13 protein-coding genes are annotated in these 15,557 nt (G+C 65.7%); 2 read left to right on the plus strand and 11 right to left on the minus strand.

Translation table 11 applies throughout. The annotated features are described in order from the left end of the window. Nucleotides 1-38: 38 nt before the first annotated feature. The 4 genes from CTR55_RS23975 to CTR55_RS23990 all read right to left on the minus strand — a co-directional run bounded on the left by CTR55_RS23975 (nucleotide 39) and on the right by CTR55_RS23990 (nucleotide 5,854). Nucleotides 39-1,010 (minus strand): ABC transporter substrate-binding protein, encoded by a 972-nt coding sequence (locus CTR55_RS23975; protein WP_296290006.1) that lies wholly within the window; start codon nucleotides 1,008-1,010, stop codon nucleotides 39-41. Between the two features lie 79 nt (nucleotides 1,011-1,089). Next, the gene (locus tag CTR55_RS23980; RefSeq protein ID WP_296290007.1) at nucleotides 1,090-2,502 is read right to left on the minus strand and encodes a cytosine permease; all 1,413 of its coding nucleotides are present in this window, start codon (nucleotides 2,500-2,502) and stop codon (nucleotides 1,090-1,092) included. Between the two features lie 213 nt (nucleotides 2,503-2,715). After that, complete coding sequence (hutU, locus tag CTR55_RS23985; RefSeq protein WP_296290009.1) at nucleotides 2,716-4,398, minus strand: urocanate hydratase; 1,683 nt, start codon at nucleotides 4,396-4,398, stop codon at nucleotides 2,716-2,718. A gap of 442 nt (nucleotides 4,399-4,840) precedes the next feature. Beyond that, nucleotides 4,841-5,854, minus strand: coding sequence for an ABC transporter substrate-binding protein (locus CTR55_RS23990; protein ID WP_296290010.1), 1,014 nt, complete (start codon nucleotides 5,852-5,854; stop codon nucleotides 4,841-4,843). Nucleotides 5,855-6,088: 234 nt separating this feature from the next. Between CTR55_RS23990 and hutH the strand changes: the two genes are divergently transcribed. Further along, entirely contained in the window at nucleotides 6,089-7,618 is a 1,530-nt protein-coding gene (gene hutH / locus CTR55_RS23995) for a histidine ammonia-lyase (protein ID WP_296290012.1), read from the plus strand. A gap of 449 nt (nucleotides 7,619-8,067) precedes the next feature. Here hutH and CTR55_RS24000 read toward each other — a convergent pair whose 3' ends face one another. Then, nucleotides 8,068-8,658, minus strand: a complete 591-nt coding sequence (locus CTR55_RS24000; protein WP_296290015.1) for a HutD family protein — start codon at nucleotides 8,656-8,658, stop codon at nucleotides 8,068-8,070. Then, nucleotides 8,655-9,365 carry a histidine utilization repressor gene (hutC, locus tag CTR55_RS24005; RefSeq protein ID WP_296290363.1) on the minus strand — a complete coding sequence of 237 codons (711 nt, stop codon included), beginning with the start codon at nucleotides 9,363-9,365 and terminating at the stop codon, nucleotides 8,655-8,657. The genes CTR55_RS24000 and hutC overlap by 4 nt, the downstream gene beginning before the upstream one ends. Before the next feature lie 236 nt (nucleotides 9,366-9,601). Here hutC and CTR55_RS24010 point away from each other — a divergent pair, with 236 nt between their 5' ends. Then, on the plus strand, nucleotides 9,602-10,966 hold the full coding sequence (locus CTR55_RS24010; RefSeq protein WP_296290017.1) for a formimidoylglutamate deiminase: 1,365 nt from the start codon (nucleotides 9,602-9,604) through the stop codon (nucleotides 10,964-10,966). A gap of 131 nt (nucleotides 10,967-11,097) precedes the next feature. Here CTR55_RS24010 and CTR55_RS24015 read toward each other — a convergent pair whose 3' ends face one another. The 5 genes from CTR55_RS24015 to estP form a co-directional block, all read right to left on the minus strand. After that, nucleotides 11,098-11,367, minus strand: coding sequence for a lipocalin family protein (locus tag CTR55_RS24015; RefSeq protein ID WP_296290018.1), 270 nt, complete (start codon nucleotides 11,365-11,367; stop codon nucleotides 11,098-11,100). Nucleotides 11,368-11,379: 12 nt separating this feature from the next. Next, the gene (gene bamE / locus CTR55_RS24020) at nucleotides 11,380-11,634 is read right to left on the minus strand and encodes an outer membrane protein assembly factor BamE (RefSeq protein ID WP_296290020.1); all 255 of its coding nucleotides are present in this window, start codon (nucleotides 11,632-11,634) and stop codon (nucleotides 11,380-11,382) included. 73 nt (nucleotides 11,635-11,707) lie between these two features. Next, nucleotides 11,708-12,313: a DUF924 family protein gene (locus tag CTR55_RS24025; RefSeq protein ID WP_296290022.1), complete on the minus strand. Its 606-nt coding sequence runs from the start codon at nucleotides 12,311-12,313 to the stop codon at nucleotides 11,708-11,710. Next, complete coding sequence (locus tag CTR55_RS24030) at nucleotides 12,313-13,326, minus strand: class 1 fructose-bisphosphatase (protein WP_296290023.1); 1,014 nt, start codon at nucleotides 13,324-13,326, stop codon at nucleotides 12,313-12,315. Before CTR55_RS24030 ends, CTR55_RS24025 begins: the two co-directional genes overlap by 1 nt. Nucleotides 13,327-13,593: 267 nt before the next feature. Then, nucleotides 13,594-15,501: an esterase EstP gene (gene estP, locus CTR55_RS24035; RefSeq protein WP_296290024.1), complete on the minus strand. Its 1,908-nt coding sequence runs from the start codon at nucleotides 15,499-15,501 to the stop codon at nucleotides 13,594-13,596. Between the last annotated feature and the right edge of the window lie 56 nt (nucleotides 15,502-15,557).

Genomic DNA, 15,557 nt, shown 5'->3' on the forward strand with positions numbered 1-15,557 from the left:
ACCGCAAGGAGCCGGGGCTCCTTGCGGGTTCGGCAGCGTCAGAGCGCGGCCTGGACCTTCTTCGCAGCGTCCTCGCTGACCCAGGTGCTCCACACTTCCGGGTGCTCCTTGAGGAAGGCCTTGGCCAGTTGCTCGGAGGTGAGTTTCTCCTTGGCCATCTTCGCCAGGTTCTGGTTCAGCAGGTCGATGGGCAGGTTGACCTTCTCCAGCACCGCCACCAGTTCCGGGGCCTGATCGTGGAAGGCCTTGGACAGGCCGACCTGGATCTTCACGTCCTTGTTCACGCCCGGCTCCTCCAGCTTGACCAGGTCGGCCTGGCCCATCAGCGGCGTCGGCGACCAGTAGTAGAAGAGGATAGGCTCCTTGCGCTTGTAGCTCGACAGCACGGCGGCATCCAGGGCCGGGCCGGTGCCGGGGCGGAAGTTGGTGTATTTGTCCTCGAGGCCGTACTTCTTCAGCATCTCGGAGTTTTCCAGCTCACAGGTCCAGCCGGCCGGGCAGTTGTAGAAGCGGCCCTTGCCCGGCTCTTCCTGGTCGCGGAAGACTTCGGGGTACTGCGCAAGATCAGGAATAGTCTTGAGTTTCGGCGCGCTGGCTTCGATGCCTCGGGCCTTGTCGCCCTCGATCACGAAGCGCGGCACGTACCAGCCTTCGGTCGCACCAACGATGGGCGCACCCACGCCGACCACCTTGTTGGCGGCGGCGGCCTTGTTCCAGGCGTCGCTGCGGCCAACCCACTCTTCGCTGAAGATCTGGATGTCGTTGTTCGCCAGCGCCTGCTCCATGGTGATGGAGTTGCCCGGCAGGCTGTCGGTTTCACAGCCATAGCCGTTCTTCAGGATGATCTGCATGAGGTCGGTGAGCAGCATGCCGCTCTCCCAGTTCAGCCCGGCGAACTTTACCGGCTTGCCACTCTCGCACCAGCCGGCGGCCTGGGCCGAAGCCACGGTGCCGCCCAGCAACCCGGCGGACAGGAACAGGCCCAGCAACGTCTTCTTGGTGGTGTTCATCTGATGCTCCTAAACGTGAATGAGGTTGGGCAGTCCAAGGGCCGCGCGTGCTTGTGGCCGCGCGGCCGGGCCGGTCTGTTCAGGTGCGGGCCGGCAGGATCAGCCGGTCCGGTACTGCGCGCGTAACGCGGCGGGCGACCAGGTAATAGAGAACGGCCGGGACCACGAGGCCGATGATCCAGGAGATATCCACGCCGCCCAGGGCATCCACCAGCGGGCCGGTGTAGAACTTGGTGGAAATGAACGGCAGCTGCACCAGCACGCCGATCACATAGACGCTGATGCCGGGGATGTTCCAGCGACCGTAGCGGCCGTCCGGATCAGCCAGCGCCGGCACGTCGTAGTGCTCGCGGGTGATGCAGTAGTAGTCCACCAGGTTGACCGCACTCCACGGAGTGAAGAAGGCCAGCAGGAAGAGGATGAAGGACTTGAATGCACCGAGGAACGAATGCTGGCCGAGCAGCGCGATCAGGGTCGCGGCGCCGACGATCAGCAGGACGAACACCAGGCGCTGCACGCGGCTCACTTCCAGGTGGCCGCGGAAGCCGCTGATCACCGTGGCGATGCACATGAAGCTGCCGTAGGAGTTCAGCGTCGAGATGGTGATCTTGCCGAAGGCGATGCTGAAGTACAGCAGCGCGGCGACGGCGCCACTGCCGCTCAGGCCGACGATGTAGGCCACTTCGTGGCCGGCGAATTGCCCGTTGGCCCCGGCCGCGGCGAACACGCCAAAGATCATCGCCACCTGCGCGCCGATCACCGAGCCCGCACCCACGGCGAGGAAGGTCTTCACCGGGGAAGTCTTGCTCGGCAGGTAGCGCGAGTAGTCGGCCACGTAGGGGCCGAAGGCGATCTGCCAGGAAGCGGCCAGGGATACTGCGAGCAGGAAGCTGCTCCAGGTGAAGTGGCGGATTTCCAGCAGCGCGCCGACGTCGGTCTGGCTGACCAGGCGGCTGAACAGGTAGACGAAGGCGATCACCCCGATGACGCTGGCGATACGGCCGATGACGTGAATCACCCGGTAGCCGAGCACGGTCACCAGCACGATGACGCTGGCGAACATCAGGATGCCGACGCTGTCGCTGACGCCGAACAGCTGGCCCAGCGCCTGGCCGGAGAGCACCGTGCCGGTGGCGGTGAAGCCCAGGTACATCAGGCACACCAGCACGATCGGGATGGCCGCGCCATAGACGCCGAACTGCACGCGGCTGGAGATCATCTGCGGCAGGCCGAGTTTCGGCCCTTGCGCCGCGTGCAGCGCCATCACGCCGCCGCCCAGCAGTTGGCCGATGAGCAGGCCGATCAGCGACCAGAACACATCACCGCCCAGCACCACGGCCAGGGCGCCGGTGACGATGGCGGTGATCTGCAGGTTGGCACCCAGCCACAGGGTGAACTGGCTGTAGAGCTTGCCGTGGCGCTCGGCCTCGGGGATGTAGTTGATCGAACGCACTTCGATCAGGGGTTTGGAGCTATCACTGGCCTGGGACATCGTTATTGTTCTCCCGAAGGGATTTATTGTCTGTCGATGTACTGCTTCTTTAAGGACCGAGCCGCCGCACCCAGCGGTGCGGCGGCCCTTTCCATGGTCCTGATTTGCTACTGCGCTACAGGTACGTAGGACGCATAACCTGGAACAGGTTATGCGCCGTTGTTCCGGCGGATAACGCTGGCGCGTTATGCGCCCTACGTTTTTCGCCGCGCCTTACTTGCCGGTGATCATCGGCAGGTTCAGGCCCTGCTCCTTGGCGCAATCAATAGCGATCTGATAACCCGCGTCGGCATGGCGCATCACGCCGGTGCCTGGGTCGTTGGTCAGTACGCGGGCGATACGCGCAGCGGCCTCGTCGGTACCATCGCAGACGATCACCATGCCCGAGTGCTGGGAGAAGCCCATGCCCACGCCGCCGCCGTGGTGCAGCGAGACCCAGGTGGCGCCGCTGGCGGTGTTCAGCAGGGCGTTGAGCAGCGGCCAGTCGGACACGGCGTCGGAGCCGTCCTGCATGGCTTCGGTCTCGCGGTTGGGGCTGGAAACCGAGCCGGAGTCGAGGTGGTCGCGGCCGATCACGATCGGCGCCTTCAGCTCACCACTGCGGACCATTTCGTTGAACGCCAGGCCGAGCTTGGCGCGCTGGCCCAGGCCGACCCAGCAGATGCGCGCCGGCAGGCCCTGGAAGCTGATGCGCTCGCGGGCCATGTCCAGCCAGCGGTGCAAGTGGGCGTCGTCGGCGATCAGCTCCTTCACCTTGGCGTCGGTCTTGTAGATGTCCTCGGCGTCGCCCGACAGCGCGGCCCAGCGGAACGGACCGACGCCACGGCAGAACAGCGGGCGGATGTAGGCCGGGACGAAACCGGGGAAGTCGAAAGCGTTGGACACGCCTTCTTCCTTGGCCATCTGGCGGATGTTGTTGCCGTAGTCGAAGGTCGGCACGCCCTGCTTCTGGAACTCCAGCATGGCTTTGACGTGCACGGCCATGGACTGCTTGGCGGCTTTCACCACGGCAGCCGGTTCGGTCTGCGCGCGGTCGCGGTACTGCTCCCAGCTCCAGCCAGCCGGCAGGTAGCCGTTGAGTGGGTCGTGGGCGGAAGTCTGGTCGGTGACCATGTCCGGGCGCACGCCACGCTTGAGCAGTTCCGGGAGGATTTCCGCAGCGTTGCCCAGCAGGGCGATGGAGATGGCCTTGCCTTCGGCGGTGTACCGGGCGATGCGCGCCAGGGCGTCGTCGAGGTCAGTGGCCTGCTCGTCGACATAGCGGCTGGCGAGGCGGAAGTCGATGCGGCTCTGCTGGCACTCGATGTTCAGCGAGCAGGCACCGGCCAGGGTCGCGGCCAGCGGCTGGGCGCCGCCCATGCCGCCCAGGCCGGCGGTGAGCACCCAGCGGCCCTTGAGGTTGCCGTCGTAGTGCTGGCGGCCGGCCTCGACGAAGGTTTCGTAGGTGCCCTGGACGATGCCCTGGCTGCCGATGTAGATCCACGAGCCGGCGGTCATCTGGCCGTACATGGCCAGGCCCTTGGCATCCAGTTCGTTGAAGTGTTCCCAGTTGGCCCAGTGCGGCACCAGGTTGGAGTTGGCGATCAGCACGCGCGGGGCGTTGGTGTGGGTCTTGAACACGCCGACCGGCTTGCCGGACTGCACCAGCAGGGTCTCGTCTTCATTCAGCTCTTTCAGGGTCTCGACGATCTTGTCGTAGCACTCCCAGTTGCGCGCGGCACGGCCGATGCCGCCGTAGACCACCAGCTCCTTGGGGTTCTCGGCGACTTCCGGGTCGAGGTTGTTCATCAGCATGCGCAGCGGCGCTTCGGTCAGCCAGCTCTTGGCGTTCAGTTGGGTGCCGCGCGGGGCACGGATTTCGACGTCGCGGAATTTGGTCACGGAAGGCTCCTTCACTTGCTCGGATCGGTGGCCATGGGGGCGGCCTGGCGGTTCGTTCGAAGGTGCCGAGGGGCTCGCCACCATCATGTCTATGCTTGTATGTACAAGTATAAGCAAAGCAAAGGCCAACCTTGGTTGGCGGGATGTTCCACCCGCCATACTCATCGATCAACTGATTGATTTATAAGAAATAAAATATGAATAGTGAGAGTCGTGATCGACTGACAAAAACTGCCGCCTTTCAGACAACTGCACCAGAAGAAGGCTTCGCTGCACCGTTTCGTGGCGTTCGGTAACACCGCTCGCTACCGAGGGACACAGGTTGTATAGACAAGCTATTTTCGGGCAGTAAATGGGAGTCCGCAGCGGCACTGTTCGCGAGCAAGCTCGCTCCTACAGGTGTGCAGGGTGCGCTCTTTGTAGGAGCGAGCCTGCTCGCGAACCTCAATCAGAAGCGCTACTTCAACGCCGCATCGATCCTCGTCGCCGCTTCTGCCGACACCCACGTCGACCACAGCTCCCGGTGCTCTCGGAAGAACTTCGCCCGCACGTCCGCCACGTCGCGGTGGTGCTCGGCCATGTCCGCCAGCAGCGCGTTGAACATTGGCAGCGGCAGCTCGACCTTCTCGAACACCTGCACCAGCGCCGGCGCCTTGTCGTGGAAGTCGCGGGACACGCCGATGCTGATCTTCGCCGGCAGCGAGCGCGAACCCTTGGGGTTGGGATCGTTGGCGTCGGTCAGGGTCTTCCAGGCCGCCTCGCTGAACGGCGGCTCCTCCAGCTGCACCAGCTTGAAGCGCCCCAGCAGCGGCGTCGGCGCCCAGTAATAGAAGAGCACCGGTCGGCCCTGGGCGATGGCCGAGCTGATCGCCGCATCCAGCGCGGGGCCGGCGCCGGTGCGGAAGTTCACGTAGCTGTCCGTCAGGCCGTAGGCCTTGAGCTTCTGCGTGTTGACGATCTCGCAGGTCCAGCCGGTGGGGCAGTTGTAGAAGCGGCCCTTGCCCGGCTCTTCGTCGTCCTTGAACAGCGCCTTGTACTTCGGCAGATCGCTGACCGATTTCAGCTCCGGTGCGGAAGCCTTGATACCGCGCGCGGCATCGCCATGCACCACGTAATCGGGCACCCACCACCCTTCGCTGGCACCCTTCACCGTTTCGCCGACGGAAAACACCTGGCCAGCCTTCTCCGCCTGCAGCCACACGGTGCTGCGCCCGGCCCACTGCTCGCCGGTGACCTGGATATCGTTCTGCTTCAGCGCGTTCTCCATGGTCACGGTGTTACCCGGCAAGGCGTCGGTCTGGCAGCCGTAGCCCTGTTCCAGGATGAAGCGCAGCACCTCGGTGGTGAACATGCCGCTCTCCCAGTTCAGCCCGGCGAACACGACGGGTTTCGGGTAGGGGCAGGCGGCGAAAGTCTGCGCGCACAGGCCGAAGGCCAGCAGCAGCGCGAACAGGCAACGTGGGGCGGACATGGGCGGTCTCCGGGCGCGTTGGTGTCCCATTGGGTTTAGCCGCCGATCCGCGATTTGCCCACGACCATCGGACTGGAAATGCCACCGGCGGTGACATTCACTTCATTCACGCACCACCGCACACCAAGGTGAGATGCCGAACCACGCGCCCCGGCACGCATGGCACAGCGATTGCTATACCTGTATATACAGGAACGATCCACGGTAACACTTTCACCGAACCAGGATGCTGACATGTCCGAAACCCTGCTCCTGACGCCCGGCCAGTTCGACCTCGACCAGCTGCGCGCCATCTACCAGTCTCAGCCCGAGCTGAAGCTCGCCGAGGATTGTCGCGAGGCCATCCTGCGCAGCGCGCAGACGGTCAGCCAGATCATCGCCGACCAGCGCACCGTCTACGGCATCAACACCGGCTTCGGCCTGCTGGCGCGCACCTCCATCGCCGAGGGCCAACTCGCCACCCTGCAGCGCAACCTGATCCTCTCCCACTGCACCGGCACCGGCCCGCTGCTGGACGACGCCAGTGTGGCGCTGATCATGGCGTTGAAGATCGGCTCGCTGGCGCGCGGCTTCTCCGGCGTCGGTCTGCCGGTGATCGAGACGCTGCTCAAGCTGTACCGGGCGCGGGTTTACCCGTGCATCCCGTCGCAGGGCTCGGTGGGTGCCTCGGGCGATCTCGCTCCGTTGGCGCATATGTCCGCCACCCTGCTGGGCGTCGGCCAGGTACGCCATGAAGGACGCATCCTCGAAGCCACCGAGGGCCTCGCCATTGCCGGCGCCGAGCCGCTGGTACTGGGGCCGAAGGAAGGCCTGGCGCTGATCAACGGCACCCAGGTGTCCACCGCACTGGCCCTGCGCGGGTTGTTCGCCACCGAGAGACTGTTCATCTCGGCAGTGGTCGCCGGCAGCCTGAGCGTGGAGGCCCTGAAGGGCTCGTTCGTGCCCTTCGATGCGCGCATCCAGGCAGTGCGCGGCCAGCCGGGGCAGATCGCGGTCGCCGCGCTGTACCGCGAGCTGCTGCACGACAGCCCGATCAACCAATCGCACATCGACTGCAAACGTGTGCAGGACCCCTACTCGCTGCGCTGCCAGCCACAAGTGATGGGCGCCTGCCTGGATCACCTGCGCTTCGCCGCCGGCGTTTTCCTGCGCGAGGCCAACGCGGTTTCCGACAACCCGCTGGTGTTCAGCGCTGACGGCGATGTGCTGTCCGGCGGTAACTTCCACGCCGAACCGGTGGCCATGGCCGCCGACGTGCTGGCGTTGGTGATCGCCGAAATCGGCGCGCTGTCCGAGCGGCGCATCGCCCAGTTGGTGGACCCGGCGATGTCCGGGCTGCCGGCCTTCCTGGTCAAGGAAGGCGGTTTGAACTCCGGCTTCATGATCGCCCAGGTCACCTCGGCGGCCCTGGCCTCGGAGAACAAGACCTGGGCCCACCCGGCCTCGGTGGACAGCCTGCCGACCTCGGCCAACCAGGAAGACCACGTTTCCATGGCTACCTTCGCCGCCCGCCGCCTGCAGGACATGGCCGGCAACAGCGCTGGCGTGGTCGCCATCGAGCTGCTCGCCGCCGCCCAGGGCGTGGACTTCCATGCGCCTCTGCAAAGCTCACCGCAGCTGCAGGAAGTGCGCACGCTGATCCGCAGCCAGGTACCGCACTACGAACAGGACCGCTACTTCGCCCCGGACATCGCCGCGGCGCGGGCGTGGGTGGAGGATGGTCTGATGAGCCGGTGGATCGGCTATTCGCGGCTTTACACCTGATGTCGCGGTGACGCGAACGAAGCCTGCTGCCACAGGTAAATCTGCGCTCGGGACAGCCCTCACCCTAACCCTCTCCCAAGGGGAGAGGGGACCGTTCGGTGCAGAAGAAAACCACAGCATCAGCCGCCACGGTCTGCCCCCTCTCCCTGAGGGAGGGGGTGGGGTGAGGGGATGCCCAAAGCACGGATTCACCCGAAAGAAACCAAGTAGGGCGCATAACGCCTAAGGCGTTATCCGCCGCTCGGCCGTGATGGTGGATAAAGCGTTCCGCCTTATCCGCCCTACGGGTGCCCCCCGCACGAATGAACTGGACGGCGTGAAGCGCAGCGATACCCATGCGGATCGCCGTGCGCTAATTGATGGGTATCGCTTCGCTCCACGCCATCCTACGAAGAGCGCCCCCGACCACCCCCGAATAAGAAAGGGCGCCTTTCGGCGCCCTTTTCTGTTCAGCGTGCATCGAGTTCGATCACGCAGATATCCGCACTGCCCGCGACCTTCAGCCGCCACTCGCGCAGCGCGCCGTCGCCTTCGGCGATCAGCGTGTCATGCAGCCCCAGCACACCGCTGGCCGCGCCGCTCAGGCTGGCGTGGATGCCCTCGCCGGCGCTGAACAGCAGCACCGTCGAAGCGCTGCTGAAGAAGTGTGCCGAGCCATCCAGCTTCAACCACTGCAGCCGCGCCCGGTAGCGAGCGGGCGAGTAGATCAGATTGAAGTCGCGGATTGCGCCGCCCAGCAGCGTGCACTCCACTGCGCTTGCGCCATCGAAGGCGAAGGCATCGAGCGCACGCAGGTCGCGGGAGTCGGAGCCAGCCACCTTCAGCCGCATGCCCTCGCCTTCCAGCACGCTGATGACCCGCTGGTAGCCGGTGAACGCGGAGAACGGCCCCGGCGCGCCAACGTCGGCAATCGACACGCGCCAGCCGAAACCTTCCAGGCCGTCGCCGGCATCGCGGACGATCTCGCGGGTGGTGCCCGCGCCGTTCTTCCAGGGCATCGCCGGGTAGTCGGCGGCGCGCAGCAACTTCACATCGATCATGAACTGAAACGTCCTTCCAGACGGTAGCGCGAGCCCGGATAGAGCAGGCGCGCGCTGGTGACGGTATTGCGCCCCGACCAGGTGCGCCGGCGGATCAGCAGGCAAGGCTCGTGGCGGTCAATGGACAGCAGCTTGCATTCCTCGGGGCTTGGCAGCACCGCCTCGACCACGTGCTCGCCCTCGCTCAGCGGCGCGACCTGGGTGAGGTAGGCGAACGGCGTCTGCCCGGTGAAGTCCTGCTTCAGGTACTCCGGAGCGGCAGCGGCATTTACATAGCGGTCTTCGATCTGCACCGGGATATCGTTCTCGAAGTGCACGAGGATCGAGTGGAAGATGCGCTGCCCTTCACGCACGTCCAGCGCCAGCGCGCGCTCGGCGCTGGCGTTCTCTTCTTCCAGGCGCACCACCACGCAGTGATGCTTGTGGCCGCGGGCGGTGATCTCCTCGGCGATGTTCTGCACCTGGAACAGCGCCGACTGGCCCTTGGGCTCCGCCACGAAGGTACCCACGCCCTGCATGCGCACCAGCAGGCCGTCAGCGGTCAGTTCGCGCAGCGCGCGGTTGATGGTCATGCGGCTGACGCTCAGCTCGTCGACCAGCTCCGCCTCGGAGGGCACGCGGTGGTGCGGCGGCCAGGTGCCAGACTGGATCTGCTGGATGATCAACTGCTTGACGCGGGCATACAGCGGCGCGGGAATTTCCCCCATCTGCGCGGCGAGCGACGAACCCTCGGTGGGCGAGGTAGGCGTGGGCGATGCGGGCACGGGAAACTCCTTGTCTGGGCGACGATGGGCGAAGGCCTGAAGTCTGCCTCCGGCATGTACCGGATTCGACCGGTGCATACAAGTCCTCTGACGACCGTCGGGTGTCTTGCAGTTTACGGCCCCGGGAAACGTCTGTATATGTATATACAAATTCCAAGAAGCCCGCGAGGACCCCGCGCATGTCCGCCCTGTTCGCCGAATCCGCCCTGCTGCCCTCCGGCTGGGCGCGCAATGTCCGCTTCGAGATCGATGCCGACGGCCTGTTCACCGCGATCACCCCGGACGCCAGCGCGGAGGGCGCCGAACGGGTTTCCGGGCCGCTGCTGGCGGGCATGCCGAACCTGCATTCGCACGCCTTCCAGCGTGCCATGGCGGGCCTGGCGGAAGTCGCCGGCAACCCCAAGGACAGCTTCTGGACCTGGCGCGACCTGATGTATCGCCTGGTCGGCCGCCTGTCGCCCGAGCAGGTCGGCATCATCGCCCGCCAGCTGTACATCGAGATGCTCAAGGCCGGTTATACCGGCGTCGCCGAATTCCACTACGTGCACCACGACGTCAACGGCCAGCCCTACGCCAACCCGGCCGAGCTGGCCCTGCGCGTCAGCCAGGCGGCGACGGATGCCGGTATCGGCCTGACCCTGCTGCCGGTGCTCTATTCCCACGCAGGCTTCGGTGGCCAGGCGCCCAGCGAAGGCCAGCGCCGCTTCATCAACAGTACCGAGCAGTACCTGAAGCTGATCGACGGCCTGCGCGCGCACCTGGCAACGCAGCCGCAGCAGAGCCTCGGCCTGTGCTTCCACTCCCTGCGCGCAGTGACGCCGCAGCAGATTGCCGAAGTGCTGGGCGCTGATGCCAGCGGTTGCCCGGTGCACATCCACATCGCCGAGCAGCAGAAGGAAGTCGACGACTGCCTGGCCTGGAGCGGCCGGCGCCCGCTGCAGTGGCTGTACGAGAACGTCGCGGTGGACGAGCGCTGGTGCCTGGTCCACGCCACCCATGCGCAAGCCGACGAAGTGACCGCCATGGCCCGCAGCGGCGCGGTGGCCGGCCTCTGCCTGACCACCGAGGCGAACCTGGGCGACGGCCTCTTCCCGGCCGTGGATTACCTCGCCCAGCACGGCCGCTTCGGCATCGGCTCGGACAGCCATGTGTCGCTCAGCGTGGTCGAGGAACTGCGCTGGCTGGAATACGGCCAGCGCCTGCGCGACCAGCGCCGCAACCGCCTTTATGGCCAGGACCAGCCGATGGTCGGCCGCACCCTGTTCGATGCCGCCCTCGCTGGTGGTTCCCAGGCCCTCGGCCAGCCCACTGGCGAACTCGCGGTCGGCAAGCGCGCCGACCTGCTGGTGCTCGACGGCAGCGACCCTTACCTGCAGACCGCCCGTGGCGATGCCATCCTCAACCGCTGGCTGTTCGCCGGCGGCGATCGCCAGGTACGCGACGTGATGGTGGCCGGGCAATGGCGTGTGCGCGGTGGCCGGCATGCGCTGGAAGAACAAAGCGCCCGCGAATTCGCCGGCGTGCTCCGCGAGCTGCTGGGCTGACAGGACCTTGTAGGAGCGAGCTTGCTCGCGAACCTGCACGGCACGGAGCTATGCGGTTCGCGAGCAAGCTCGCTCCTACGAAAAGCACTCGAACATGCCCCATGAAAAAACGCCCCTCGGGGCGTTTTTTGTCAGGGCGCGGTAGAGGTTTCCGCCGCCCGCCAGATCAGGTCTTCGGTCTGGCAACCCCACTCGTGGGCCAGCGCCAGCAGTCGCGTGCGGGTCGTGTCCGGCACCACGGGTTTGCGCGAGAGCAGCCAGCGGTCGTCGCCAATGGGGTTGCCCACCCGCGCGGTCTGGTCGTCGTCGATACCTCGTCGTTGCCCGGCAAGACGGAGAAAGGTGCCGCCAGGCAGGCCAGGTCGCGGATCGACTGACGTATCGACGTATTCGCTCCTCACCTGCCGGGCGGGTTACTTCAGGCCCTGGGCGGAGAACAGCAGCACTTTGTCGCCAGCGTACTGGATGCTGATGAAGGCCTTGTCGTCACCCCAGGTGCAACTGGAAACGCCCAGTGCGCCGGAGCATTCGGCGGGTTTGCCGAGCAGGCTTTCCACCTCGGCCTTGGTCATGCCGGTTTTGATCTTCGAATAGTTTTCCTGGTTCACTTTGCTGCAAGCGGCCAGGGCGACACAGAACGCGACGAGCGCGAGGCGGCGGAAGGACATCGACAACTCCATTGTTTGGGGGGCAGGCCAACAAGCTTGGCACAGGGCGACCGGTTCGGCCGCCGGGTTGGAGTCAGAAACGTGAGCCAGGTTCCGTGAGGAACTGCGTTTCTTCAGCCGAGGATTGGCGGCCGAGGATAGCGTTGCGGTGGGGGAAGCGGCCGAAGCGCTCGATCACCACCTGGTGCTTGCGCGCGTAGGCGAGGTAGCCGGCGAACAGAACTTTCTCGCTGTCGCTGGATTCAGCCTGCAATGCTTCGTACAGGCGCACCGCCTCGTTCTGGCTGGCCAGGTCCTCGGCGTGTTCCAGCACGATATAGACGAATACCCGCTCGATGCGCGGCAGCTGACGGTCAAAACCAGCGGCGAGGCCCTGGCGCACCAGTTGCTGGGCACGGGCGTCACCGGCATAGGCGCGCGGGGTATCGCGGAAGATCATCCGCGGCAGCTGGTCCAGCAGCAGGATCAGCGCCAGCCAGCTCTGCGGCTCGCGCTCCCACTCCTGCAGACCACCGTCCAGGGCCTGGCGCACCAGGCCGCCGAAACGGTTGTCCGAGTCCACGTCCTGGCAGCCGCTCTTGCCGAACCACAGTGCGTTGCGCTGGGCGGCGACTTCATTGGCATCCAGCGCAGTGCCGAACCACCAGTCGAGCAGGGTCTGCCAGGGCGCGGTAGTCATCAGCCTTCCTGGTGGTAGGCGGTGGCGCGCTCGACTTCTTCCTTCGAGCCGAGGAACACCGCAACGCGCTGGTGCAGGCTGTCGGGCTGGATGTCGAGGATGCGCTGACGGCCGTTGGTGGCAGCGCCGCCGGCCTGCTCGATGATGAACGACATCGGGTTGGCTTCGTACATCAGGCGCAGCTTGCCGGGCTTCTCCGGCTCGCGGGAGTCACGCGGGTACATGAACACGCCACCACGGGTCAGGATGCGGTGTACGTCGGCCACCATGGAGGCGATCCAGCGCATGTTGTAGTTCTTGCCCAGCGGGCCTTCCTTGCCGGCCAGCAGTTCGTCGACGTAGCGCTTCACCGGGGCTTCCCAGTGGCGCTGGTTGGACATGTTGATGGCGAACTCGGCGGTGCTGGTGGGCACGGTGATGTCGTCGTGGGTCATCACGAAGCTGCCCAGCTCGCGGTCCAGGGTGAAGCCTTTCACGCCGTTGCCCAGGGTCAGGATCAGCATGGTCTGCGGGCCGTAGATGGCATAGCCGGCGGCGACCTGGGTGGTGCCCGGCTGGAGGAAGGCTTCCTCGCGCAGGCTGTCGTTCTGGCTCAGGTATTCGTGCGGGCAGCGCAACACGGAGAAGATGGTGCCGACGGAGACGTTGACGTCGATGTTGGAGGAGCCGTCCAGCGGGTCGAAGACCAGCAGGTAGGCGCCTTTGGGGTACTTGCCCGGAATCTGGTAGGGGTGGTCCATTTCCTCGGAGGCCATGCCGGCCAGGTTACCGGCCCACTCGTTGGCTTCCAGGAGGATTTCGTTGGACAGCACGTCCAGCTTCTTCTGCACCTCGCCCTGCACGTTCTCGGTTTCCATGCTGCCGAGTACGCCACCCAGCGCACCCTTGGACACGGCGTGGCTGATTTCCTTGCACGCGCGGGCCACCACTTCCACGAGGTGACGCAGGTCGGCCGGGGTGTTGTGGCTGCGGGTCTGCTCGATCAGATAGCGGCTCAGGGTAACGCGGGACATGGAAGACTCCAGGGGAGAAGATGGAAAAAATCAGGGCGCATTCTAGCGTGGAAACGAGCGCGACGCCTCCTTGCGCAGAGGCTCGCCGAATGCTTGGAGCCCGCCGGGTGCGGGCAGTTCCCCGGCGGCGACAGACGCCGCGACCTTCAGCCGCGTCCAGACGCCTGGCTGCGTCGAATTCGACTGCGCGTGGTGGAGAGAGCGAGCGAAGGGACCGGGGAGCGGGAAGCCCGGCGAGCGCCGGCACTTCCCTCCCCGTTCAGACGGTCAGAAGTCCAGGCTCAGCGCCAGGTTCACGCCCTGGGCCAGGTCGTCGCTGCTGCGGTGCGCGCTGTAGCCGCCGCGCAACGACAGCTCCGGGGTCAGCTTCTGGGCGAAGCCGATGGTGGCGCGCTGCTGATGGCTCTGCGGGGTGTAGCCCTGCAGGCTGAAGCCAATGTCCGGCAGGCTGGTGAAGTTCATTCCGACGTTCTGGGTGTCGTCTGCGTACTCACGCTCCACGGCGACCTCGCCGAACAGCTGGGTTTCCTGCGACAGGTCCAGCTTGCCCTGCAGGCCGACGCCGAGGCGGCGGGAATAGCGGTTCTGCTCCTCGAAGGCCAGCGCGGTGGAGCGCCCGCTGTCCTCTTCATAGCTATCCACTTTCACCCGAGCCCAGTCAGCGCTGACGAAGGGCGACAGGTGCCAGTTCTCGCCACCCTGGGCGATGTCGTAACCGATGCGGCCGCTGAAGGCCAGCAGGCTGCCGTCGGTGTCGGCCTTCTCCTCGACCTCGTGGTTGATGATGGAGAACTTGCGGTTGGCGTCCTCAAAGTCGAGCTTGCCGCCGGTCACCGCGGCATCGGCCCACCAGCGGTTCTGCTGGAACTGCACGAACAGGCTGCCCAGGTAGCTGTTGAGCTTGTAGTCGGAGTCGTCGGAGCCCAGCTCCAGTTTCTGCCGGTAGAAGCCCAGCGAGCCGCCGACACGCCAGGCATCATCGAGGCGGTAGCTGGTGCCCAGGGTCAGGTTCGCGCCATTGCCGTCGCCGTCGGCCGCGCTGTCCTGGTCGTCATAGTTCAGGTGCTGCGCGCCGCCCGTCACGAAGCCACGCCACTGGCCAGTGGCCTGCCAGTTTTCCCAGTCCGCCAGCCATTGGCTGCGCAGCTGGTCCTGGTAGGCGCTGTAAGTACCCAGGGCCATCTCCGGCAGCATGGTCGCTTCCCACGGCGCGGAAAGCACCGAGTAGGCGTAATCGGAGATCAGGCGCTGGCCGGCGATGGTCGGGTGCACGCCGTCGTTGAAGATCAGCTTGGTCGGATCGGGGCTGGTGCCGTGGCGGCCGTAGACCGGGTTCTCGGGGCAGTTGTTACCGCTGAAGCAGGTGCCGACCAGGTTCTGGTCGGCGGCCAGGCCGTAGGCGCCCGGACTCGCCAGCACTTCCTTGAACATCGCCGGGATGTTCAGCGGGATGACGTTGGCGTTGCTCGCCGCCAACTGGGCGGCCAACTCCTCGTTGAAGATGCCCGACAGTTGGGTGCCGAAGGATTCCAGCGCAGTGCCGTTGGTGGCCGGGGTCTGGCCGAGGTCGGGCAGCAGCCAGACCATGATGTAACGCGCGCCTGCGTTGTGCAGCGCATCGACGCTGTCCACCAGGCGGCCGGCAGCCGCGCGGGCGGTGGGGTCATCGGTGATGCGCAGCTGGAGGAAGTCGTTGCCGCCGCCGGTGAGGTAATAGAGCGCATTCGGGTCGGCGCGGTTGTTCACCAGGTAGCCGTCACGGGTGCGGCTGTCGGAGCCGGCGGTGACCACCGAGCCGCCGGCAGCGGTGATCGAATCGTAGATCTGGTCGGTGCGGTAGCCGCCAACGGCCCAGTTGTTGCCGTCCACGGTGCCGGGGACCAGCGAGGTCGAGGGGTTCAGGTCGGTGCCACTGATACCCAGCTTGCCGCCCAGGATCATCGGTGCGGTGGGGCCGAAGATCTCGCCGCTGCCGTCCAGGTAGGTCGGGCCGACGCGGTTGGTGAAGCGGGTGCTGGCGCCGGCCGGGCCGCCGGCATCGGCGAACTGTCCGGAATCGCTCAGGCTGTCGCCGAAGACGACCAGGGTGGAATACGGCGAAGGGGCTGCGGAGGCCTGCGCGGCAATGGCCAACGCACACGCAGCCGCCAGCGGGGTGAGCGCCTTTCTGATCATTCTGCTACTCCATGCTTTGTTGTTATTGGCAATCAGAACAACCAAGACAGTATCAG

It is taken from the genome of Pseudomonas sp. (assembly GCF_002796985.1).
Taxonomy (GTDB): Bacteria; Pseudomonadota; Gammaproteobacteria; order Pseudomonadales; family Pseudomonadaceae; genus Pseudomonas.

Bases quoted from the DNA above. Each gene is read 5' to 3' on its own strand.
- CTR55_RS24010 (WP_296290017.1), top strand. From the start codon at position 9,602: ATGTCCGCCCTGTTCGCCGAATCCGCCCTGCTGCCCTCCGGCTGGGCG.
- CTR55_RS24000 (WP_296290015.1), bottom strand. From the start codon at position 8,658: ATGATCGATGTGAAGTTGCTGCGCGCCGCCGACTACCCGGCGATGCCC.
- CTR55_RS24030 (WP_296290023.1), bottom strand. From the start codon at position 13,326: ATGTCCCGCGTTACCCTGAGCCGCTATCTGATCGAGCAGACCCGCAGC.
- CTR55_RS23975 (WP_296290006.1), bottom strand. From the start codon at position 1,010: ATGAACACCACCAAGAAGACGTTGCTGGGCCTGTTCCTGTCCGCCGGG.
- CTR55_RS24025 (WP_296290022.1), bottom strand. From the start codon at position 12,313: ATGACTACCGCGCCCTGGCAGACCCTGCTCGACTGGTGGTTCGGCACT.
- hutH (WP_296290012.1), top strand. From the start codon at position 6,089: ATGTCCGAAACCCTGCTCCTGACGCCCGGCCAGTTCGACCTCGACCAG.
- hutC (WP_296290363.1), bottom strand. From the start codon at position 9,365: ATGGGGGAAATTCCCGCGCCGCTGTATGCCCGCGTCAAGCAGTTGATC.
- CTR55_RS23990 (WP_296290010.1), bottom strand. From the start codon at position 5,854: ATGTCCGCCCCACGTTGCCTGTTCGCGCTGCTGCTGGCCTTCGGCCTG.
- estP (WP_296290024.1), bottom strand. From the start codon at position 15,501: ATGATCAGAAAGGCGCTCACCCCGCTGGCGGCTGCGTGTGCGTTGGCC.
- bamE (WP_296290020.1), bottom strand. From the start codon at position 11,634: ATGTCCTTCCGCCGCCTCGCGCTCGTCGCGTTCTGTGTCGCCCTGGCC.
- CTR55_RS23980 (WP_296290007.1), bottom strand. From the start codon at position 2,502: ATGTCCCAGGCCAGTGATAGCTCCAAACCCCTGATCGAAGTGCGTTCG.